The organism is Pseudomonas anguilliseptica (assembly GCF_021375795.1).
GTDB classification, from domain to species: Bacteria; Pseudomonadota; Gammaproteobacteria; order Pseudomonadales; family Pseudomonadaceae; genus Aquipseudomonas; species Aquipseudomonas anguilliseptica_A.
On record NZ_JAEIOI010000002.1, the window covers coordinates 30,636 to 51,013 of the forward strand.

At 59.1% G+C, this 20,378-nt stretch carries 25 protein-coding genes; 13 read left to right on the plus strand and 12 right to left on the minus strand.

Features of this window, described 5'->3' with window-relative positions; translation table 11 throughout:
• Positions 1-42 precede the first annotated feature (42 nt).
• Together mazG and IOD17_RS07900 are read left to right on the plus strand one after the other, a co-directional pair.
• Positions 43-873 carry a nucleoside triphosphate pyrophosphohydrolase gene (gene mazG / locus IOD17_RS07895; protein ID WP_233684569.1) on the plus strand — a complete coding sequence of 277 codons (831 nt, stop codon included), beginning with the start codon at positions 43-45 and terminating at the stop codon, positions 871-873.
• Between the two features lie 72 nt (positions 874-945).
• Positions 946-1,485 carry a DUF2058 domain-containing protein gene (locus IOD17_RS07900; RefSeq protein ID WP_233684570.1) on the plus strand — a complete coding sequence of 180 codons (540 nt, stop codon included), beginning with the start codon at positions 946-948 and terminating at the stop codon, positions 1,483-1,485.
• A 247-nt stretch (positions 1,486-1,732) separates the two neighbouring features.
• Here IOD17_RS07900 and IOD17_RS07905 read toward each other — a convergent pair whose 3' ends face one another.
• From IOD17_RS07905 to purM, 3 genes are read right to left on the minus strand one after another with little or no spacing between them, the layout of a single operon-like run.
• On the minus strand, positions 1,733-2,449 hold the full coding sequence (locus IOD17_RS07905) for a DUF3108 domain-containing protein (protein WP_233684571.1): 717 nt from the start codon (positions 2,447-2,449) through the stop codon (positions 1,733-1,735).
• Between the two features lie 8 nt (positions 2,450-2,457).
• A complete protein-coding gene (gene purN / locus IOD17_RS07910; protein ID WP_233684572.1) occupies positions 2,458-3,108 on the minus strand; it encodes a phosphoribosylglycinamide formyltransferase in 651 nt (216 codons plus the stop codon).
• Entirely contained in the window at positions 3,108-4,166 is a 1,059-nt protein-coding gene (gene purM, locus IOD17_RS07915; protein ID WP_233684573.1) for a phosphoribosylformylglycinamidine cyclo-ligase, read from the minus strand. Before purM ends, purN begins: the two co-directional genes overlap by 1 nt.
• Before the next feature lie 312 nt (positions 4,167-4,478).
• Between purM and IOD17_RS07920 the strand changes: the two genes are divergently transcribed.
• From IOD17_RS07920 to hda, 3 genes are all read left to right on the plus strand, one after another.
• Positions 4,479-5,519 carry a DUF2066 domain-containing protein gene (locus IOD17_RS07920; RefSeq protein ID WP_233684574.1) on the plus strand — a complete coding sequence of 347 codons (1,041 nt, stop codon included), beginning with the start codon at positions 4,479-4,481 and terminating at the stop codon, positions 5,517-5,519.
• 119 nt (positions 5,520-5,638) lie between these two features.
• On the plus strand, positions 5,639-6,730 hold the full coding sequence (locus IOD17_RS07925; protein ID WP_233684575.1) for an AI-2E family transporter: 1,092 nt from the start codon (positions 5,639-5,641) through the stop codon (positions 6,728-6,730).
• On the plus strand, positions 6,727-7,431 hold the full coding sequence (gene hda / locus IOD17_RS07930) for a DnaA regulatory inactivator Hda (protein ID WP_108489847.1): 705 nt from the start codon (positions 6,727-6,729) through the stop codon (positions 7,429-7,431). The genes IOD17_RS07925 and hda overlap by 4 nt, the downstream gene beginning before the upstream one ends.
• Positions 7,432-7,488: 57 nt before the next feature.
• On the opposite strand, the gene IOD17_RS07935 is transcribed toward hda, so the two are convergent.
• Genes IOD17_RS07935 through arsC form a run of 3 tightly spaced genes read right to left on the minus strand, consistent with a single transcriptional unit; the run spans position 7,489 to position 8,844 of the window.
• A complete protein-coding gene (locus tag IOD17_RS07935) occupies positions 7,489-7,896 on the minus strand; it encodes a DUF2069 domain-containing protein (protein WP_233684576.1) in 408 nt (135 codons plus the stop codon).
• Positions 7,889-8,494 (minus strand): NAD(P)H:quinone oxidoreductase, encoded by a 606-nt coding sequence (wrbA, locus tag IOD17_RS07940; protein ID WP_233684577.1) that lies wholly within the window; start codon positions 8,492-8,494, stop codon positions 7,889-7,891. Before wrbA ends, IOD17_RS07935 begins: the two co-directional genes overlap by 8 nt.
• On the minus strand, positions 8,491-8,844 hold the full coding sequence (gene arsC, locus IOD17_RS07945; protein WP_233684578.1) for an arsenate reductase (glutaredoxin): 354 nt from the start codon (positions 8,842-8,844) through the stop codon (positions 8,491-8,493). Before arsC ends, wrbA begins: the two co-directional genes overlap by 4 nt.
• Before the next feature lie 104 nt (positions 8,845-8,948).
• Here arsC and IOD17_RS07950 point away from each other — a divergent pair, with 104 nt between their 5' ends.
• Both IOD17_RS07950 and IOD17_RS07955 read left to right on the plus strand, forming a co-directional pair.
• Positions 8,949-10,178, plus strand: a complete 1,230-nt coding sequence (locus IOD17_RS07950) for a virulence factor BrkB family protein (protein WP_233684579.1) — start codon at positions 8,949-8,951, stop codon at positions 10,176-10,178.
• 168 nt (positions 10,179-10,346) lie between these two features.
• Positions 10,347-10,559 (plus strand): hypothetical protein, encoded by a 213-nt coding sequence (locus IOD17_RS07955; protein WP_233684580.1) that lies wholly within the window; start codon positions 10,347-10,349, stop codon positions 10,557-10,559.
• A gap of 50 nt (positions 10,560-10,609) precedes the next feature.
• On the opposite strand, the gene IOD17_RS07960 is transcribed toward IOD17_RS07955, so the two are convergent.
• Complete coding sequence (locus tag IOD17_RS07960) at positions 10,610-11,002, minus strand: hypothetical protein (RefSeq protein ID WP_233684581.1); 393 nt, start codon at positions 11,000-11,002, stop codon at positions 10,610-10,612.
• A gap of 457 nt (positions 11,003-11,459) precedes the next feature.
• Positions 11,460-12,869 carry a PilZ domain-containing protein gene (locus tag IOD17_RS07965; RefSeq protein WP_233684582.1) on the minus strand — a complete coding sequence of 470 codons (1,410 nt, stop codon included), beginning with the start codon at positions 12,867-12,869 and terminating at the stop codon, positions 11,460-11,462.
• A gap of 30 nt (positions 12,870-12,899) precedes the next feature.
• On the opposite strand from IOD17_RS07965, the gene IOD17_RS07970 reads away from it, so the two are divergent.
• Positions 12,900-13,379 carry a TlpA disulfide reductase family protein gene (locus tag IOD17_RS07970; RefSeq protein WP_233684583.1) on the plus strand — a complete coding sequence of 160 codons (480 nt, stop codon included), beginning with the start codon at positions 12,900-12,902 and terminating at the stop codon, positions 13,377-13,379.
• Positions 13,380-13,382: 3 nt separating this feature from the next.
• The gene (locus IOD17_RS07975; RefSeq protein ID WP_233684584.1) at positions 13,383-13,658 is read left to right on the plus strand and encodes an acylphosphatase; all 276 of its coding nucleotides are present in this window, start codon (positions 13,383-13,385) and stop codon (positions 13,656-13,658) included.
• Positions 13,659-13,730: 72 nt separating this feature from the next.
• Here IOD17_RS07975 and IOD17_RS07980 read toward each other — a convergent pair whose 3' ends face one another.
• From IOD17_RS07980 to IOD17_RS07990, 3 genes are read right to left on the minus strand one after another with little or no spacing between them, the layout of a single operon-like run.
• The gene (locus IOD17_RS07980) at positions 13,731-14,303 is read right to left on the minus strand and encodes a transglycosylase SLT domain-containing protein (protein WP_233684585.1); all 573 of its coding nucleotides are present in this window, start codon (positions 14,301-14,303) and stop codon (positions 13,731-13,733) included.
• Between the two features lie 6 nt (positions 14,304-14,309).
• Entirely contained in the window at positions 14,310-15,263 is a 954-nt protein-coding gene (locus IOD17_RS07985) for a hypothetical protein (protein ID WP_233684586.1), read from the minus strand.
• Positions 15,264-15,289: 26 nt separating this feature from the next.
• The gene (locus tag IOD17_RS07990) at positions 15,290-17,005 is read right to left on the minus strand and encodes a proline--tRNA ligase (protein ID WP_233684587.1); all 1,716 of its coding nucleotides are present in this window, start codon (positions 17,003-17,005) and stop codon (positions 15,290-15,292) included.
• 115 nt (positions 17,006-17,120) lie between these two features.
• Here IOD17_RS07990 and IOD17_RS07995 point away from each other — a divergent pair, with 115 nt between their 5' ends.
• Positions 17,121-17,528: a PaaI family thioesterase gene (locus tag IOD17_RS07995; RefSeq protein WP_233685203.1), complete on the plus strand. Its 408-nt coding sequence runs from the start codon at positions 17,121-17,123 to the stop codon at positions 17,526-17,528.
• A gap of 95 nt (positions 17,529-17,623) precedes the next feature.
• Here the strand turns inward: IOD17_RS07995 and IOD17_RS08000 are convergent, their stop codons facing one another.
• Complete coding sequence (locus IOD17_RS08000; RefSeq protein ID WP_233684588.1) at positions 17,624-18,931, minus strand: OprD family porin; 1,308 nt, start codon at positions 18,929-18,931, stop codon at positions 17,624-17,626.
• A gap of 101 nt (positions 18,932-19,032) precedes the next feature.
• Between IOD17_RS08000 and IOD17_RS08005 the strand changes: the two genes are divergently transcribed.
• The 3 genes from IOD17_RS08005 (at position 19,033) to IOD17_RS08015 (ending at position 20,335) form a co-directional block, all read left to right on the plus strand.
• Positions 19,033-19,368, plus strand: coding sequence for a hypothetical protein (locus tag IOD17_RS08005; RefSeq protein WP_233684589.1), 336 nt, complete (start codon positions 19,033-19,035; stop codon positions 19,366-19,368).
• A gap of 331 nt (positions 19,369-19,699) precedes the next feature.
• Positions 19,700-20,125 (plus strand): HIT domain-containing protein, encoded by a 426-nt coding sequence (locus tag IOD17_RS08010; protein WP_233684590.1) that lies wholly within the window; start codon positions 19,700-19,702, stop codon positions 20,123-20,125.
• A 3-nt stretch (positions 20,126-20,128) separates the two neighbouring features.
• Complete coding sequence (locus tag IOD17_RS08015; protein ID WP_233684591.1) at positions 20,129-20,335, plus strand: SlyX family protein; 207 nt, start codon at positions 20,129-20,131, stop codon at positions 20,333-20,335.
• Positions 20,336-20,378 lie beyond the last annotated feature (43 nt).

The window sequence follows — 20,378 nt, forward strand, 5'->3', positions numbered from 1 at the left end:
CATTCCCGGATTGCATCCGGGCTACGTAGGTAAAGGAATCTTATGTACCAACTCGATGACCTGCTGCACCTGATGGCCCGGCTGCGCGACCCTCAGCACGGCTGCCCCTGGGATCTCAAGCAGAACTACACGACGATTGTGCCGCATACGATTGAAGAGGCCTACGAAGTGGCCGATGCCATCGAGCGTGGCGACTTCGATCATCTGCCCGGTGAGCTGGGCGACCTGCTGTTTCAGGTGGTGTATTACAGCCAGCTGGCCCGTGAAGAAGGCCGCTTCGAATTTGCCCAGGTGGTGGATGGCATTACCCGCAAGCTGATTCGCCGCCACCCGCATGTGTTCCCCGATGGCGATCTGTACGGCGCTGTGGATGTGGCCAAGCTGGAGGAGGCTGCGGTCAAACAGCGTTGGGAGGAGATCAAGGCCGAAGAGCGCGCCGAGAAGGCTACTGCCCCTGAGCAGCTCTCACTGCTTGACGATGTGCCCACGGCGCTGCCGTCGCTAAGCCGGGCAATCAAGTTGCAGAAGCGCGCCGCTCAGGTCGGCTTCGACTGGCCCGAGGCCTTGCCGGTGGTCGACAAGGTGCGCGAAGAGCTGGATGAAGTGCTCGAAGCCATGAGCGAGAACGACCCCGAGGCGATTGGTGAAGAGATCGGCGATCTGCTGTTTGTGGTCAGCAACCTAGCCCGGCACCTCAAGGTCGATCCGGAAACGGCGCTACGGGCGGCCAACGCCAAGTTCGAACGGCGTTTTCGTTTTATCGAGCAGGCATTGCGCGAAGCGGGGCGCAGCATGGAAGATTGCGCCCTGGATGAATTGGACGCGCTCTGGGGCGAAGCCAAGAAACTGGAAAAGCAGACCCCGAGCTGCTGAGCCCGTAGGGTATGGCGCGTCACGATTGCGCTGGGTACGCCCACTTAATATTGAAGGTTGGAAAGGTAGGTTATGGCTCTCTCACTACGCGATCAGCTGCTTAAAGCCGGGCTGGTCAACGAAAAGCAGGCCAAGCAGGCCGGCAAACAGCAGCAGAAACAGCAGCGCCTGGTGAATAAAGGTCAGGCCGAGAAGGACGAATCGCAAAAGCTCGCCGCCCAGCAGGCCATGGCTGAAAAGGCCGCGCGCGATCAGGAGCTGAACCGCCAGCAACAGGAAAAAGCCGAGCAGAAAGCCCGTGCTGCGCAGATCAAGCAACTGATCGAAGTCTCGCGTCTGCCCAAGCTGACTACCGAGGATTACTACAACTTCGTTGACGACAAGAAAGTTAAGCGCCTGTCGGTCAACGCCCTGATGCGCAACAAGCTCAGCAGCGGCTCGCTGGCCATTGTCCGTCACGGTGGTGGCTATGAAGTGATCCCGCGTGAAGCCGCGTTAAAGATTCAAGAGCGCGACGCCCAGCGCGTGGTCCTGCTCAACACCCCGACCGAAGCGCCGGATGCCGATGATCCGTATGCGGCCTATCAGGTGCCGGATGATCTGATGTGGTGATTACGATCTGCTGCGCGTCGGCCATCCAGCGTTAAAAACAGCCTCGAAATGCTCATGTACAAAAGTACACTCCGCTTTCTCGGCGTTTTGACCAGCCGGAGGCTGTTACTAACGTAGCGCCTTGTCTGGCTCTAGCTCGCGAGATCGTAAGCAGGCTCTAAGGATTGACGCTGTTAGGCTCTGGTTTACCGAAATCAGCGCCATGAAAAAGCCGAGCACTTAGCTCGGCTTTTTTATTTGTGCTCACTCAGTCCTGGCGGCCTGCAACCGCTTTGCCGTCGACGGTGCCGTCCTTGAGCATGATCTGGTATTCCTTGCCGTCTTTCTCGACCTGATGCAGGCGCACCAGCAGGAAGTCCCAGTCCTTGGCGAACCAGAGGATGGTCTTGCGGCTGCTTTGTGTTGGATCACGCACGCGTTCGACCTTGATGGCGTCGATCAGGCCGGCCTTGGTCCGCACGGTTTCTTCACCCAGCACGCGGAAATCGTAAGTTTCCACTTCGTCGCCATCGACCACCTGGTAGCTCATGCTCTTGGTGCCAGCGGCCACGTCATATTGCAGGGCCAACTGATAGGTCGACTTGTCCAGCAGGCCGCGGTTCAGCGGCAGGCGCACTGGAGTGTCGCGGTCACTGCCGATCACCTGCTTGGCGCTCCAGTCGAAGTCGTGCTCGATCTTCTTGCCCTTGCCCAGGCCGTTGCGTTCATACAGGTAAGTCTGCGGCAGGAAGACTTCTTTATCCACGCGCAGGGTGCTTTGTTCGGTCAGGCTGGCGACCAGCATGGAGGCTTCGAAGTTCAGCTTCCACACGCCGTTATCCAGCGCTTCAAGGCTGCGTTCGGCGCTGCCGCTGACGGGCAGTTGCTTCCAGTCGGCGGTGTAGCTGGCGGAGAAGGGTTTCAGCTCGACGGCCAGTGCCGGCAGGCTCAAAAGTGTCAGTGCGAACAGTAAGGCGCGACCCATGGTGTCTCCTAAGTTCGAATAAGGTGTCCGGTACTCGGTAACAGTTGCTCGTCCAACATCGCCCCCTGCGCGGCCAGCTGCAAACGGCCTTCGGCAAACCAGCGCACGGCCAGCGGGTAAATCACGTGTTCCTGCTCGTGCACACGCTGCGCCAGGCTGCTGGGCGAGTCATCCGACTGTACCGGTACCACTGCCTGTACGACCAGTGGTCCGCCATCGAGTTCCTCGCTGACGAAGTGCACGCTGCAGCCGTGTTCGCTGTCACCCGCTTCCAGCGCCCGCTGATGGGTGTGCAGGCCTTTGTATTTCGGCAGCAAAGACGGGTGGATATTCAGCAGGCGGCCGGCGTAGTGACGAACGAAACTGGGGGTGAGGATGCGCATAAAGCCAGCCAGTACCACCAGTTGCGGATCAAACGCATCAATGGCCTCGACCAGCGCAGCATCGAAGGCCTCGCGGCCATCGAACTGCTTGTGGTCGAGCACGGCGGTGGCGATGCTGGCCTGTTTGGCGCGTTCCAGGCCGTAGGCATCGGCGCGGTTGGATATCACCGCGGCGATGCGTGCCGGATTGCTGTCATGGGCGATGCTGTCGATCAGCGCCTGCAGATTGCTGCCGGAGCCGGAGATCAGCACCACCACATTGCACTGTGCTGGCATTAGTGCTGTTTCAGGTTGTTCAATACGACCTGTGCAGCGCCTTCGGCTGCTTCACCGATCTGGCCGATCACCCAAGGCTGCTCGCCTGCGGCGGTCAGGGTTTGCAGGGTGACTTCGACCTGATCCTGCGCCACGCAGATGACCATGCCGACGCCGCAGTTGAGTACGCGGTGCATCTCGTGCTCATCCACATTGCCTTTTTCCTGCAGCCAGTCGAAGACCGCCGGGCGCGTCCAGCTCGCCACGTCGACCACGGCTTGTGCGCCTTTTGGCAGTACGCGTGGGATGTTGTCGAGCAGGCCGCCGCCGGTGATGTGGGCCATGGCTTTGACGGCGCCAGTGTCTTTGATCAGCTTGAGCAGCGGTTTGACGTAGATGCGGGTCGGCGCCATCAGCAGGTCGGTCAGCGGCTTGCCATCGACCTGAGTGGTTTCGATATCTGCACCGGAGACTTCGATGATCTTGCGGATCAGTGAGTAGCCGTTGGAGTGCGGGCCGGAGGACGGCAGGGCGATCAGCGCGTCACCGGTGGCGACTTTCGAGCCGTCGATGATTTCGGCTTTTTCCACCACGCCGACGCAGAAGCCGGCCAGGTCGTAGTCTTCGCCTTCGTACATGCCGGGCATTTCAGCGGTTTCACCGCCAACCAGGGAGCAGCCAGCCAGTTCGCAGCCGGCGCCGATGCCGGTGACTACGGTGGCGGCCACGTCAACGTTGAGCTTGCCGGTGGCGTAGTAGTCGAGGAAGAACAGCGGCTCGGCGCCACAGACCACCAGGTCGTTGACGCACATGGCAACTAGGTCTTGGCCGATGCTGTCGTGCTTGTTCAGGTTCAGCGCCAGGCGCAGCTTGGTGCCTACGCCGTCAGTGCCGGAGACCAGTACGGGTTGTTTGTAACCTGCCGGGATCTCGCACAGCGCGCCGAAGCCGCCCAGCCCACCCATGACTTCCGGACGCGCGGTGCGCTTGGCCACGCCTTTGATGCGTTCGACCAGGGCTTCGCCCGCGTCGATATCTACACCTGCGTCCTTGTAGCTGATGGAGGGTTGCTTGCTCATAGATCCAGGCCTTTAGGGGGAAATGCGGATTGGCACCACCGCTTATGGCGGCGGTCTGCGAAGGCGCGCGATTTTATCAGGCTTGCCCGGCAGCGGCCACCCGCTAAGGTTGCGGCAGTTGGGGCGGCTGTTTAAGGTAGCCAATGGCTGTATCTGGAGCGTTACTGCCGGCTGGGTGGTGAAAATGGCTTTGGAATGCGCCCTGACAGCCCTAAACTCGCGCTTGTGTCCTCTGTCTGCTGCGCTGTTGGCAGGGGCGAGTATTTTTCAACCCGGCCTGCGCGCCACTTTCCGTCCGTCGAGAATCCATCCATGCGTTTGACCGCTCGCCTGTTTCTTGTCTGTGTGTCGCTGTTCGGCCTGCCAGCTTTTGCTGCCCCCGTGACTGACCTGTACCAAGTTCGTGAAACGGTCAGCAGCCAGCAGCCGGAAGAGCGCGCGGCCGCTCTAAGCCGTGCGCTGGACACCCTGGTGTTGCGCCTGACCGGCAAAACCGATGCGGCGCAGAACCCGGCCCTGGCGGCGCTGTATAAGGATCCGCAGCAGATCGTCAGTCAATATGGCTATGAAGGCGACAAACTGCTGGTCGACTTTGATCCACAGAGTACCGACCGCAGCCTGCGTCAGGCCGGTCTGGCGCTGTGGGGCGCCAATCGTCCGAGCATCCTGCTGTGGTGGTTGAGTGATGCCAGCGATGGCAGTCGTCTGCTTGGTGATGGCCAGGCTGCTGCTGCGCCGCTCAATCAGGCCGCGCAGCACCGTGGTCTGCCGCTGCGCTTGCCGTTGGCCGATCTTTCCGAGCAACTGGTGGCGGTTGCGGAAAACCTCACTGCGAATGATCCGGCTGCCTTGCGTGAAGCCTCCGAGCGCTACGCCGCCGATGCCTTGCTGGCGGTCGTTGCGCGCGAGGCCAATGGTCAGTGGCAGGCCGGGTGGCGCTTGTGGCTGGGTGATGAGCGCGAGCAGGGCACCGTGCAGGGTGCTGATCAGGCGGCGCTGGCCGATGCCATCCTGCTGGCCGTCAATCAGCGTTTGGCGCCACGCTTTATTGTCGCCCCTGGTGCGGCCACTTCCCTGACTGTGCAGGTGCAAGGCGTTGACCTGGCGCGCTATGCCGAGTTGCAGCGCATTCTTGAGCCCTTTGCCGCGCAATTGCGCAAGGTTCAGGGCGATACGCTGACCTTTGCGGTGAATGCCAATACTGAACAGTTGCGCGCACAACTGGCGCTGGCGCGTTTGCAGGAAGTGCCGGCCGAGGCGGCGGTGGATGCCGGGCAGTCGCTCACGCTACCAGCTGCGGCTGCTGAGCCTGCTGCGGCAGCGCCGGAAAATGTGTTGACGTTTCGCTGGTAGACTGCGGGCATAGCGCCTTCTCAAGTTGAAAACCGCAGCTCATAGCTGCGGTTTTCATATGAGCTGAGGTACAGCTCGGGCAGATTTCTGGATAGCAGTGGGCATATGGAGCGCAGGGCATGATCGATTCGCATCGTTGGATATGGATAGTTGCGGCATTGCTGCTGGGTGGTCTGCTGTACCTGCTGGCACCGATTCTTTCGCCGTTTCTGATTGGCATTCTGCTGGCCTATATGGGCGACCCGCTGGTTGACCGCCTGGAACGCTGGAAACTGTCGCGAACCTGGGGCGTGGTGGTGGTGTTTGCCCTGATCACGCTGATCATGGCCATTCTGCTGCTGGTCTTGGTGCCCATGCTGGGCAAACAGCTGGTGCGCTTGTACGAACTGGCGCCGCAAATGCTTGATTGGCTTCAGCACCAGGCTTTGCCATGGATACAGCTCAAGCTCGGGCTGAACGAGGGTTTCTGGCGTTTTGATCAGCTGAAAACTGCATTCTCCGGACAGTTGGGCAAAACCACCGATATCGTTGGTGCGCTGCTGTCCACGGCCACGGCCTCGGGCATGGCACTGCTGGCCTGGCTGGCCAACCTGCTGCTGATTCCGGTGGTTAGTTTTTACCTGATGCGTGACTGGGACCTGATGGTCGCCAAGCTGCGCAGCTTGCTGCCGCGTGGCCGCGAGGGGCTGGTCGTGCAACTGTTCGGCGAATGCCATGAAGTGCTGGGGGCATTCCTGCGTGGCCAACTTCTGGTGATGCTGGCGCTGGGCGTGCTGTATGCCACCGGCCTGATGGTGATTGGCCTGGAGCTTGGCCTGTTGATCGGTGTGCTGGCCGGCTTGGCCAGCATCGTGCCGTACCTCGGTGTGGTGGTGGGTATCGGCGCGGCGCTGACGGCGGGGCTGTTCCAGTTCGGCCTGGATTTCTACCCGCTGCTCGGTATAGCGGCAGTCTTTATCGTCGGGCAAATGCTCGAAGGCATGCTGCTGACGCCGATGCTGGTAGGCGATCGCATTGGCTTGCACCCGGTTGCCGTGATCTTCGCCATCATGGCCGGCGGTCAACTGTTCGGCTTTACCGGCATCCTTCTGGCTCTGCCAGTGGCGGCGGTGATCATGGTGTTAGTGCGTCATCTGCATGATTTCTATAAACTTTCCGATCTTTACGGTGAGCCAGCCAGCGGTTCCGACGAGCCGCCCAACCCAGCATGACACCCATACAACTGCCTTTAGGTGTGCGTCTGCGTGATGACGCCACTTTCGCCAACTATTACCCCGGCGCCAATGCGGCGGCCCTCGGCTATGTCGAGCGGCTGTGTGAAGCCGACGCTGGCTGGACCGAAAGCCTGATCTACCTGTGGGGTGGTGAGGGCGTTGGGCGCAGCCATCTGCTGCAGGCGGCGTGTCTGCGTTTTGAGCAGCGTGGCGAGCCAGCGGTGTATCTGCCGTTGGCCGAGGTGGTCGAGTATGGCCCGGCGCTGCTGGATAACCTTGAGCAGTGTGAGCTGGTCTGTCTGGATGATCTGGATGCAGTGGCTGGCAACAGTGAGTGGGAAGAAGCGCTCTTTCACCTATTCAATCGTCTGCGTGACAGCGGTCGACGTTTACTGTTGGCGGCGGGTACTTCGCCGCGTGAGCTGCCAATCAAGTTGGCGGATCTGCAATCGCGCCTGACCTTGGCGCTGGTGTTTCAACTGCAGTCGCTGTCCGATGAGGACAAGTTGCGCGCCCTGCAACTGCGCGCTTCGCGCCGTGGCCTGCACCTCAGTGATGAGGTTGGGCGCTTTATCCTGACCCGCGGTGAGCGCAGCATGAGTGCGCTGTTCGAATTGCTCGAGCGCCTCGATCAGGCCTCGTTGCAGGCTCAGCGCAAGCTGACCATTCCCTTCCTCAAGGAAACCCTGGGCTGGTAACTACCCACCTCAAAGCAACGGCACTTGCAGGTGTTGCTTTGAGGTCAGGGGGCGCCGTTATTCTCCGGCCAGCTTGCGTTCGTACTGAAAGCGCCAGCGGGTGTACATCAACGCTGCGCAAAACAAACTGAAACTGAGCAGAGTGAGCAGCCAGCCATACAGCGCTTTGCTTGGGTCGAAAGCAGCGAGCACGCCCTGGATAAAGTACAGGTTGACCACGAAGCAGGCCCAGGCATGCGCACGCGCGTTGCCCAGCAGCAGGCCTGGGGCGAGCAGCAGCAGCGGGGTCAGCTGCAAGCCAAGGATGACCCACAGCAGTTTGCCGGGGATGTTGGCGTAGTGCAGATTCCACACCAGCAGCAGGGCGGTCAGGCTAAAGAAACTCATCAGGCTGGCGACGCGGCTGATGTTCAGGCGCGGTTGCAGCCATTCCAGGCTGGGCAGCGGTTTGGCGATTCTAGCCACGGACACTCTCCAGTTTGATTGCGATGTGTGCCAGGCGCTGGCCGAGCGCGCGGCACAGGGCCGTTTCGTGTTCATCCAGGGCGCGTTTGCCATCGGCGCCGGCATGGTGGCTGGCGCCATAAGGCGTGCCGCCGCCACGGGTTTCCAGCAGTGCGGCTTCGCTGTAGGGCAGGCCAGTGATCAGCATGCCGTGGTGCAGCAGCGGTAACAGCATCGACAGCAGGGTGCTTTCCTGGCCGCCATGCAGGCTGGCCGTGGAGGTGAATACACCTGCCGGTTTGCCGACCAGGCCGCCGGTCAACCACAGGCCGCTGGTGCCATCGAGAAAATACTTCAGTGGTGCGGCCATGTTGCCGAAGCGGGTCGGGCTGCCGAGCGCCAGGCCGGCGCAGTTCTTCAGGTCATCCAGGCTGGCGTACAGCGCGCCCTCCGGCGGAATCGCAGGGGCAGTGGCTTCGCATTCGGCGGAAATAGCCGGCACTGTACGCAGGCGCGCCTCCAGACCGCCCATTTCGACGCCGCGGGCAATCTGCCGGGCCATTTCGGCGGTGGCGCCATGGCGGCTGTAATACAGCACCAGAATGTAGGGGGCGCTCACGGCAGGATCTCCAGAATGCTTTCCGGTGGCCGGCCGACCACGGCTTTGTCGCCTGCAACCAGAATGGGGCGTTCGATCAGTTTGGGCTGGCTGACCATGGCGGCGATCAACTGCTCATCCGTCAATTCTGGATCGTTCAGGCCGAGGGCCTTGTACTCATCCTCACCGGTACGCAGCAACTGGCGGGCGCGAATGCCCAACTTGCGCAGCAGTTCGTGCAGTTCGGCGGCGCTCAGCGGCGTTTCCAGGTAGCGCACAATATTGGGGTTGAGTCCGCGTTCTTCGAGCAGTTGCAGGGCGCTGCGCGATTTCGAGCAGCGCGGGTTATGGTAGAGCGTCAGATTGGTCATGTTCGGGTCGCCTGTGGCCATCGATGGCGGCTATTCTACCCGCTAACGGCATTTACGCCTGCGTCCATGGCAGGTTGCTGAGCGCGGGTGGCTAAGGAGAGTGCATGCGGCAGCGCGTTATTAACCAGTTGGAGTTCTGGCGTTTCCTGTTCCAGCGGTTTATCGCTGATCAAGGTACCAACAATGCGGCGGCGCTGACCTACACCACCCTGTTTGCGGTGGTGCCGATGATGACCGTGACGTTTTCTATGTTGTCGGCCATCCCGGCATTCCAGGATACCGGCGAGCAAATCCAGAGTTTTATCTTCCGCAACTTCGTGCCCTCGGCTGGCGAAACCCTGCAGCAATACCTGCGTGATTTCACCACTCAGGCGCGGCAGCTGACCTGGGTGGGTGTGGTGGTGTTGGCGGCTACGGCGTTCTGGATGCTGGTCACCATCGAGAAAACCTTCAACACCATCTGGCGCGTGCGCCAGCCGCGCCGGGGTGTTTCCAGCTTTCTGCTGTACTGGGCGATTCTTAGCCTGGGGCCGTTGCTGCTGGGCGGTGGCTTTGCCATCAGCACCTATATCACCTCGCTGTCGCTGATCTCCGGGCCGGATGCCCTGCTTGGCATGCAGGCGCTGCTGAAATTCATGCCGCTGCTGTTCAGCGTGGCAGCCTTCACCTTGCTGTATGCCACGGTGCCGAATGCCCAGGTGCCGCTAAAACATGCGTTATTGGGCGGCTTGTTTGCCGCCACCTTGTTTGAAGTGGCGAAGATGCTGTTTGGCCTGTATGTGCGTCTGTTTCCGGGTTATCAACTGATCTATGGCGCTTTTGCCACGGTGCCGCTGTTTCTGCTGTGGATCTATCTGTCCTGGCTGATCGTGCTGTTCGGCGCGGAGTTGGTGTGCAACCTGGGGATTTCCCAGCAATGGCGCAGGCGTGCCATGCCGCGCTTGCTGACAGTCTTCGGCGTGCTGAGGGTGTTTTATGAACGCCAGCAAGCAGGCCTTAAGGTGCGTTTACGTGACGTACAGCGCCAAGGCTGGCAATTGGCCGAGCACGAGTGGGAAGAGATTCTGGCATTCCTCGAACAGCAGAAGTTGATTGCCTCGACCGGCCCCGGTGCGTGGGTGTTGAGCCGCGATCTCAGTCATTACCCGGTGCAACAACTACTGAGCCATAGCCCGTGGCCGTTACCTCGGGTGGAGAACCTGCCTGAGCAACTTGAGGAACCCTGGTATCCGTCGCTGCGCAGCGGGTTGCAGCGTTTGCAGGACGAGCAGACACAACTGTTTGCGGCAGACCTTGCGCAGTGGCTGCAGCCTCAGGCTGAAGTTGCCGAGTGACGTAAAACGTCAGTTTGCGGCGCTGCACTGATGGCGCATGATGGCACCGGTGACCATGAAGGTCACCAAACACGCTTTAAAGGGAGGCTGGCACGCTTCTGGCTATCGCAACTGCAGATAGCGATCAGGTTGCCAGCAGGGCAGGGATTAGCGGAGTGTGAAGGCGTTATGACAGCCAGCAAAGGCAAAGTGATTCATCTGTATCAGCGTGATCCTCAGGAGGCCCTTGAGCGCCTCAATCGTATTACCGGGCTGCGTTTCAGCAGCTGGCCACAATCTTTGGTCAATACCGCTACGCCTTCCGGTGAGCCCTCAGCTGTAGCGCTGCCTGAGGTACAGCCCAGCAAAAGCAAAACGCCCAGTGGTGTGGTCTCGGGCTGAATGCAAAACCCCGCGACAGTGCGCGGGGTTTTGGGTTGCTTCGCGGTGGCTTAAGCGAGTGCTTGGCGGCTGTCGGCTTGTGCCAGTTCCACGGCCTGCACAAACAACTCTTCGACGATCAGGCTGTTTGCCGATACGGCCGAACGCAGGCGTACCTGCATGTCTTCGATTTTCTGTTTGACCGGCAGGCGTGCCACACCGGAAAGCAGGATCTTGCTGTGTTGATTGACCTTGCCGTGGTCGACCATCACTTCGCGCAGGTTGCCGCCGTCACGGTAGCTGATCAGCAGGGACACCGGCAGGTTGGCCAGCCCGGGCAAGTGCAACCAGGCGGCTACGTTGAACTCGGCGACACGCCCTTCGTACGAGGTGACCTGTAAGCGGGCGAGGTTGACGATGGCAACAGGTACTGGGCCGACCAACTTGTCGAGGGCTTGGGTCATGGTTGTGTTCCAAGGTAATAACAGATCGCATCATGCGTGAGTGCGATCAATTATAAGTGGAGCCTTCCCGATGAAACTGTGCGCTTGGCCGATGTTCGGCGTGACCTTTCTCGCAGTTTTAGCGTAATGGCCAACCTATCTAGGGTCTGTTGACGTTTTGTCGCGAGCCGCGTTGCCGCGAAAAATCTCGCCAGGCTAGGCCGCGCCCGCTCCCGGCGGGCTTGCGGTATTCACCCCGTCCATGGGGATTGCGGAGGACGCAGGTAATGGTTGCTCCCTTGCCAAGTCCTTCAACAATGCATGGCGAGATTTTGCGCGCAACCCGAAGGGCCGGGCCCGTTTTAGCGCGATGCTGCGTTTCTCGATGGCTCATTTAGCTGGCTAAACTTCGCATCTCGTGCCTTGCCTCGCGCGAAAACTGGCTCCGGCGCGGCCGCGAACGAAACGTCAACAGACCCTAGGCCAACTGCATCGGGTAGCGGGTGACCGAGGCTGTCATCAGGTTGGCTGCAGGCAGCGGCAGAATGGCCTGATTGTGTGCGCTGGCCAGTTGCAACCAGACGTTTTCCCCTTCTACGAACTGCCCATTGGGCAGCCATAGCCCGTGATGCCAGCCATTGCCCGGTGCCGGTGTGCTTTGCAGCACGCCGGGATGGGTTTGTGCACTGGGTGCACGGCGCAACCACACGGGGCGTGGCAGGCCTTTCAAATAGCGCAGACCGAGGTGCAGGCCTTCACTGTTCAAATGGCGCCAGCGCACCAGGGCCAGGGTCGGGGTGTCGCTGCCGGTGAGCAGCAGCACCAGTTGACCAACCGATAGTTGAACGGCTTGATCGGCATTGCACAGCAGTCGGGCGCCACCGGGGCTGGCGTCGAGCATCTGTGCGGCAGTGCGGGCAGGTCGTTGTTCCAGCAGTTGGGCATGGATGCCCGTCAGCCCAACCACCAGCTCGCATGTGGAGCTGTGGTCGGCACGGGCGTGGCGACGCTGCTGACGTCCCAGCCAGTGTTGCTGTACACGTTCCAGTACCTGACGCTCAGCCTGACTTTGCAGTGGCGCGGGCTCATGCAGGGCGACCAGCAGAGCGCCCAGCTCAAAGCGGCGCAAATAGGCCGGACTGCCTTCGGCAACCTGGTCGTAACTCAAGCAGGGTTGAGACTCGGTCAGGTCGATTGTCGGACCTTCGATATCTTCGTCTTCATCCCAGGGCAGCAGGCGAGCCAGGCCGGATAGAGGGGAGAGAGCGCCAAACAGCAGGGCGCATTCACCATCAGCCAAATGGAACGGGTTACTCAGTGCCAGTAGCAGCATCTGTTGATAGATGCCGCGCAGGGTGCTAGCGGGCTGCGGCAGGAATGCGGCGGCAACCGGTTCATCCAGGCAATCCTGATGTTCACCGATCCAGTACAGCAGGTGGCTGTCGCGCCATAGGCTGGGCGGTGGTTCCTGATAAAGCTGGTAGTGCCGCAACAGGCTCTGCGCCAGGAAGTGCTGGGCCATGTACAGGCACCAGGCCAGATGTGGACGTGACGGTTGGCGCCCCTGGAGAATCTGCAGCAACAGGCGCTTGAAGCCGACCGCCAGTTCGCCGCACAGATGAACAAACAGTGCGCTGGGCGGCGTCTCGTCCTGATAGGCCTTGCTGTAGTGGCGGTATTGATCGCTGAAGCTTTGCAGTGCGCGCTGCCTTTCGAGTAAGGTCATGGCGCTGCGGTTCAGCCTGAAGAGCAGGCTCAATACCTGTTGCAGGGCCTGTTCTGCTGGCTGCAAGCGCGCTTGAGCCAGTTGCTCGTTGAGATCGGCCAGCGGCGCGACGTCGTTCTCGAGGATGTCTGGCACTTCCAGGCGCAAGGCATCTAATGTCATATCAACCTTATCGAATCAGGGAGCGAATGCATGGGAATGCGTTTCCAGGCGATCATTCGTGCTGTGGCAGGCGTCGGCATAGGTCTGATTCTGGCTGGGTGTGCGGAAGACATAGGCGTCGATCAACATGGACGAAAGGTAGCGGTTGAGCGCCTGGAAGGCCAGTGGTTAGTGATTAATTACTGGGCGCAGTGGTGTGCGCCATGCCGCACCGAGATTCCCGAGCTTAACGCCCTAGAGAAACAGCTCAAGGCGCAATCGGTGCAGGTGCTCGGGGTGAATTTCGATGGGCTGCAGGATGAGAAATTGAGCCAGGCCTCGCAGGATATGGGCATTTCCTTCACGGTACTGGCGCAGGACCCGGCCGAACGTTATCAGTTGCCACGCGCAGAGGTACTGCCCGTGACCTATATCGTCGATCCTCAGGGGCGGATGCGCGAGCGTTTGTTGGGCGAGCAGACGGCAGCCGGCTTAACAGCACGTCTGGCCGCGCTCAAGGCACAGGAGTAGGTCATGGCGCATATTTGCATGCATGGTTATGTCAGTGGGCGTGTGCAGGGTGTGCGCTTTCGGCAGACGACAGCGGAGCAGGCTGAACGCCTTGAGCTGAGTGGCTGGGTGCGCAACCTGGCTGATGGTCGGGTTGAGGTGCTGTTTGAGGGGGATGAGGCCGCTGTGAGCGAATTGGCCAGTTGGTTGCGGACTGGCCCGCAAGCCGCCCAGGTCACTGCTCTTGAACTGCAGGAGCAGGCTGTACAGGGAATTGCCGGGTTTATTGTGCGGCGCTGAGTCGTTGATGGCTTATGCGACGCGCAGGGTTCGCCGTTATGTGCGCCTTGTACTTTGCGCCGCTCACCCATCCTAGGGTTTGACGTACCAGAAATCGTGCCAGAAACCGACCACCTTGGCCGGATAGGCATGCTTGCCGAGGCTGCCGTTATAGCGTGCCAGCGCGCGATTCAGATCGCCGTTTTCCTTGCGCAGATAGAAACTGAGGATGGTGCAGCCGTAGCGCAGGTTGGTGGCATTGTCGGTGAGGTTGTCATGCGGCCGCCCCAGCTCGGCTTTCCAGAACGGCATCACCTGCATTATGCCCTGAGCGCCGACCGAAGAAATGGCGAAGCGGTCGAAATGGCTCTCGGCATGAATCAGGGCAATCACTAAATCAGGACGCAAACCCGCCTTGCTGGCTTCACGATGCACGAGCCGTAGCAGGCTCAGACGTTCCTCTGCGTCTGGAATGTAGCGCCGCATGCGCGTGGACATATCCAGCAGCCAGACTTCGGCCTCAAAACGATCCTGAAAGCTATCAGCCTGAGCCACTGTTTGCTGGAGCAGTGCGCGCAGTTCCGGTTCCGGTGCCTGACGTATTTCTGCCTGGCTCGTGCCCCACCACAGCAGGCCCAGCAGGGCGCAGGTCAGGCGCGGCCACATACTGTGTCAGTCGTGGCCAGGGTCAGCAACTAGGCGTCCTGCGTCCCTGGTCAGGGCCAGCAGGAAGATCTTCTGCAGTTCGGGGTCGTTGCGCGTCAGCTCGATCAGGCTCTGTTCCAGCTCGCTGGCTTCTTCCTCAAGGCCGAGCTCCGACAAGCGCTTGACCCGGTGTACCCACTGGGCCACGTCATCCCCTTCAAGGTCTGCGTAGATCAGCTCGTGGGCTTCCTGCAGCTTGCCACGCAAGGTGCGGCTGACCAGCAGGGAGGCGTCGGCACGGGCCGAGCCCTGGTCATCTTCAACTGTCAGCAGCAGGGTGCTGATACGTGTCACATCCTGCTCGGCAAATGGGCTGTCGAGCAGGTTCAAGCGCAGGATGCCGTTGCGATCGGTGAGCAGTTCATGGGTCTGTTCGCCCGCCTTGACCTGCACCGGGCGCTCGGCCCAAGGCAGGCTGGAGTATTCCATGCGCGCATCCTGGCGGCGTTCCTCAAGACTGGCGAGATTCTGCTGCGAACGGCCGTTGGACTCGACGTTCATCGCCGGATTGATACCGGCAAAGCCGTAACTGATCCAGTCCTTGGTGACTGTATCCGGCAGGCTGCCGAGCAGCACCACATTCATCACGTTTGCGCCAATACCGCCGACAATCGCCAGTGCCCCGAGCGGTACTTCATAGAGCTCGCGCCAGGGTTGGTACGGTGTGTAGCGGTCGTAACGGCGTGTCACGTCGAAGACTGTAACTTCGAAGGTCTTCTGTTCATGCACGCGTACGCGGCGCTGTGGCAGCTCCAGTACGCGCGGCTCCCCCACATCGATCTGCAGACTGTGATCGAGCAGTTTGCGCTCGATACGCTCCTCATGCTCGCTGCGTTGCGGCAAATGATTGGCGCAACCGCTAAGTAGCAGGGTGCCACCCAGAAGGGTGGCAGTGAGGCTGAGGGTGTTTCGCTTGAACATGACGACTCTTGCTAAAAGGGCTGAAATCAGTGGCGGATACGGGCCTGGATAAAGCTCATGATGTCGGCCACAGGCACGGCCTGGGCTTCGGTTTCCTGACGGCTCTTGTATTCCAGGTTGCCTTCGGCCAGACCGCGGTCGCTGACGACAATGCGGTGCGGGATACCGATCAGCTCCATATCCGCGAATTTGATGCCCGGGCTGGTCTTTTTGTCACGGTCGTCCAGCAGTACTTCGAAACCGGCGGCAGTGAGTTCGGCATACAGCTTGTCGGTGGCTTCGCGCACCGCATCGGTTTCGTAACGCAGCGGCACCAGGGCGATATGGAAGGGTGCGAGTGCATCATTCCATAGGATGCCACGCTCGTCGTTGTTCTGCTCGATGGCGGCTGCCACTACGCGAGAAACACCGATGCCGTAGCAGCCCATGGTCAGAATCACTGGCTTACCGTTTTCGCCCAGTACCTGACAGTTCAGTGCCTGGCTGTACTTGGTGCCGAGTTGGAAAATATGTCCGACTTCGATGCCGCGTTTGATTTCCAGGGTGCCTTTGCCATCCGGGCTCGGGTCGCCGGCCAGCACATTGCGCAGATCGGCAACTTCCGGCAGGGGCAGGTCGCGCTCCCAGTTAACGCCGAAGTAGTGTTTGTCATCGATATTGGCGCCAGAGGCGAAGTCGCTCATCAGGGCGACCGAGCGATCAATGATGCAAATGATCGGCAGATTCACCGGGCCGAGCGAGCCTGGGCCTGCGCCGACAGCTGCACGGATTTCGGTTTCGTTGGCAAACACCAGCGGGCTGGCAACCTGTTCCAGATTGGCGGCCTTGATTTCATTGAGCTCGTGGTCGCCGCGGACAATCAGGGCGACCAGAGTGCCTTCTTTGGCGCCATGGACGATCAGGGTTTTGATGGTTTTTTCGATGGGCAGACCGAAGCCCTGCACCAGTGCATCGATAGTCTTGGTGTCTGGGGTTTCAATCATGCGCATGCTTTCAGTCGCCGCGCCACGGCTGCTTTCGCGCGGAATTGCTTCGGCTTTTTCGATATTGGCGGCGTAATCGGAGCTGTCGCTGAAGGCAATATCGTCCTCGCCGGAGTCGGCCAGCACGTGGAACTCGTGAGAGCCAGTACCGCCGATGGAGCCGGTATCCGCCTGCACAGGGCGGAAGTTCAGGCCCAGGCGGGTGAATACGTTGCAGTAGGCCTGGTGCATGCGGTCATAGGTTTCTTGCAGCGAAGCCTGGTCAACGTGGAAGGAGTAGGCATCCTTCATGATGAACTCGCGGCCACGCATCAGGCCGAAGCGCGGACGAATCTCGTCGCGGAACTTGGTCTGGATCTGATACATATTGATCGGCAACTGCTTGTAGCTGTTCAGCTCGTTGCGTGCCAGATCAGTGATCACTTCTTCGTGAGTCGGGCCTGCGCAGAAGTCACGGCCGTGGCGATCCTTCATACGCAGCAGTTCAGGGCCGTACTGTTCCCAACGCCCGGACTCCTGCCACAGTTCAGCGGGTTGAATACCAGGCATCAGTACTTCCAGTGCGCCGGCGGCGTTCATTTCCTCACGTACAACGTTCTCAACCTTGCGCAGCACGCGCAGACCCATGGGCAGCCAGGTGTAGAGGCCGGAAGCGAGCTTGCGAATCATGCCGGCACGCAGCATCAGTTGATGGCTGATCACTACGGCGTCGGACGGGGTTTCTTTGAGAGTCGAGAGCAGGAACTGGCTAGTACGCATATTTGGCTGTTCTGTCGGTTGCAAGAGATTTTCAATGGCCCGCATTGTACGGTGCCTGTACAGATGCGTACAGGATGCTGGCGTGTGCTTATAAAAGGAGGGGAGTGTGTCGATATTGACGGCGGAACAGGTGCAGGCGCTGATTCGTGCAGGGTTGCCGATGGCGGAAGACATCAACTTGTGTATTGATCGTCTGGACGGCGAGGGAGCACTGGCGCGCGTGCCATTTCACAGCAAACTGGTTCGTCCTGGTGGCACCTTGTCCGGCCCGACCATCATGGCGCTGGCAGATGCGGCCATGTACGCCGTTGTATTGGGTCGCCTCGGGCGGGTTGAGATGGCGGTAACGTCAAACCTCAATATTAACTTCTTGGTTAAGCCTAAGCCGATTGATCTATTGGCAGAGGCGCAGATATTGAGATTGAGTCGCAGGCAGGCAGTTTGCGAAGTTTCGGTCTATTCATTGGGTAATGAAGATGAGTTGGTGGCGCATGTGACAGGGACTTATGCGTTGCCCATTTAATATTTGGGCTACTTGTCTGGGTATAGTTCAGACGTGCAATAAAAAAGCCCGACCTAAGTCGGGCTTTCTTGTTTCAGTATCAAACTACAACTGGATTACAGAACGTCCAGTGGGTAATCGATAAAGACACGAACTTCGTTGACGTCGCTGGTAGTCGACGGGCCTGCGCCTGCAATCTTGTCAGAACGGGTCAGGTTGTGTGCTACGCGGAAGGACAGGTCTTTAGCTGCGCCTTCTTGGATCACGTACTTGGCGGAAAGGCCCAGTTCGTGTTCCTTACCATCGGTGCCTAGGTCAGAAGTGACGTTCCAGCCAGTGACATAGCGAGCCATAAAGCTCAGGCCTGGTACGCCATATGCGCCCATGTCGATGTCATAACGAATCTGGGCGGACTTCTCGTCTTCGCTCCAGAATTCGCTGGTGGTGGCGTTTGCGACCCAAACAGTACCGCCGCCATCCACGCCGTAGGCATAAGCGGAATCACCGCTGGATTGTTGATAGGCCAAGGTTACAGTGTGTGCGCCAAAGTTGTACGCACCGGCCAGGCTCCACAGTTTATTGTCAATGTCGCCGCCCAGCTCTTTCTCTTGGCTCTTAGTGCGGTAGGCATTGAGGTCAAAGTTCAGCGATTGCTCGTCAGCCAATGGAATGGTGTAGTTGGCATTGATGTAATGCTTTTTCCAGTAGTCTTCAACATCAGACGCATGGTAGGCGGCGCTGAAGTTGTCGGTGAACTGGTAGCTGGCGCCAATAATGTTGGCCGAAGAGAGGCCATCTGCGCCTTTACCATTGATGCTGTCGCGGCCTGTTGCGGTCTGGCTGCTGAGTGCAGTGAAACGACCTGCGCTCAGTTCTAGACCTTCGATTTCGTTGCTGACCAGATAGGTACCAGTTGCAACTTCCGGAAGGATGCGGCTGTCGTCAGTGGAGAATACCGGGCTGGCAGTGAACATATTGCCATGTTTCAGAACTGTATCTGATACGCGGAACTTGATAGCGCCACCGACTTCAGTTTGGGTGTCATCAGGACGACCTTCATCTGTGCGGGAGAACTGGCCGGTACCCAGGCGACCACGACCGCTATCCAGTTTTACGCTGCTCAGGCTGTGAGCATCAAAACCAACACCTACAGTCCCTTGGGTGAAGCCGGATTCCAGCAGCAGGCGTACGCCAAGACCGAACTCTTCACGGTAACCATTCTTGAAACCGCTTGCCTTGTTCGGGTCAGCAACGTTGCCGTCGCCATTGCGGAAGTCGCGGTTGAAGTACAGGGCGCGGGTAAAGATGTCGAAGCTGGTATCTTCGATAAAACCCTTGGATTCGGATTGGCTGGAAGCCACTGCCATTTGGGTGGTGCCCGCTGCTACTGCGAGGGCGATTACGCTCCACTTCATCACTTGCATCGTGATTGCTCCTTTGGTTTAGAAAAGTTGTGTCGTCCGGTTGGTTGTTATATAGACGGCTCTTTCTTTTTGTGTCGGCGGTAACTTATAGCACGCTGCCAATGTTGGCGATAGTTGCAATCTATTCATTACGATTTCTTCACGCTCGTGTCGCAAAAGCTTATGAATCATGTCGCAATTTTGTAGAAGCGTCTGGCGTGCTGCGAGTCAATACTGACGGATTTTTGCCCTTGCTCGCTGGTGGCCTGGGGCTGCCAAACGGTGCAGTGCGTTTTGTCAGGGTTTGTATAGCAATAGTCATGCTCAAAATTGAAAAGCTCGGAATTTTCTTGTGTTGCAGTGATCGGCGCTCAGCGTTTTCGGGCTTTGCGTTGGTTTTTGCTGAAATTTTCAGGGGTTATTTCTGTTTTTCAATGGCCCGACAGGCTTTTCTGTGAAGCGCTTTTCGCTAGGGCTTGGCACTGGTTTGTGGTGAGGCTGATCTGTCATCAGGGGCATGTTGTGAGGGATTACCGAAGGGAACAATTTTGGTGCGCATCCCTGTGGTGCGTGTGGGGTGTGCTGCCTCTTGGTGCGTGATGGTTTTGCTGGGTGCAGGTGTTGGTTGTGGCGCTTCGGCGTATCCTTTGTGCAGTGGCTGGGCTACGGCAACAGGCGGTTGTTCGCAATCTGTTCTGCTTTTATTCCTGTGCAACGAAAGTTGGGCGGGTTAGGTGGTTATACGTGTTGTGGCACCAGTACTTTGGGTTTGTAGTAAGGGAAATGATTATGTTTGTACTCGATGCGCGCTTGCAGCAGGACACTATCTGGTTGGGCGACTACCCACTGAGCCGTTTGTTGCTGATGAATGATGTGCACTACCCCTGGTTTATCCTGGTGCCGCGACGTGAGGATGTCAGTGAGTTGTTTCAGCTGGATGCAGAGGATCAGTTGCAGCTCTGGCGTGAGACCACTGGGCTGGCTGAGGTGCTCAAGGATTGTTTTGCAGCGGACAAGATGAATGTGGCGACCCTGGGGAATGTGGTCAGTCAGCTACACATGCATGTCATTGTGCGTCGGCGTGAAGACATTGCCTGGCCGGCGCCAGTGTGGGGGCGGCATCCTGCGCAGGCCTACAGTGCTGAGCAGTTGGCAGTATTAAAAGCACGCTTACGGTTGGTGCTGACTGGCGATTTCAATTTTGTTGAGAGTTGATTGGTGAACATAGACGAGCGTATCAATGAGCTGGAAAGCCGCCTGGCTTTTCAGGACGACACGATTCAGGCACTCAATGATGAATTGGTGGTGCAGCAGCGCTTGATAGAGCGTTTACAGATGCAGGTTGCGGCGCTGGCCAAGCGGCAGGATGAGGTGAGTTCGCAGTTTGGGCTGGCCGAGAGTGAGGCCCCGCCACCGCATTATTGAGTCAATTAAATGAAAAAGGCCCGCACTGTGCGGGCCTTTTTCA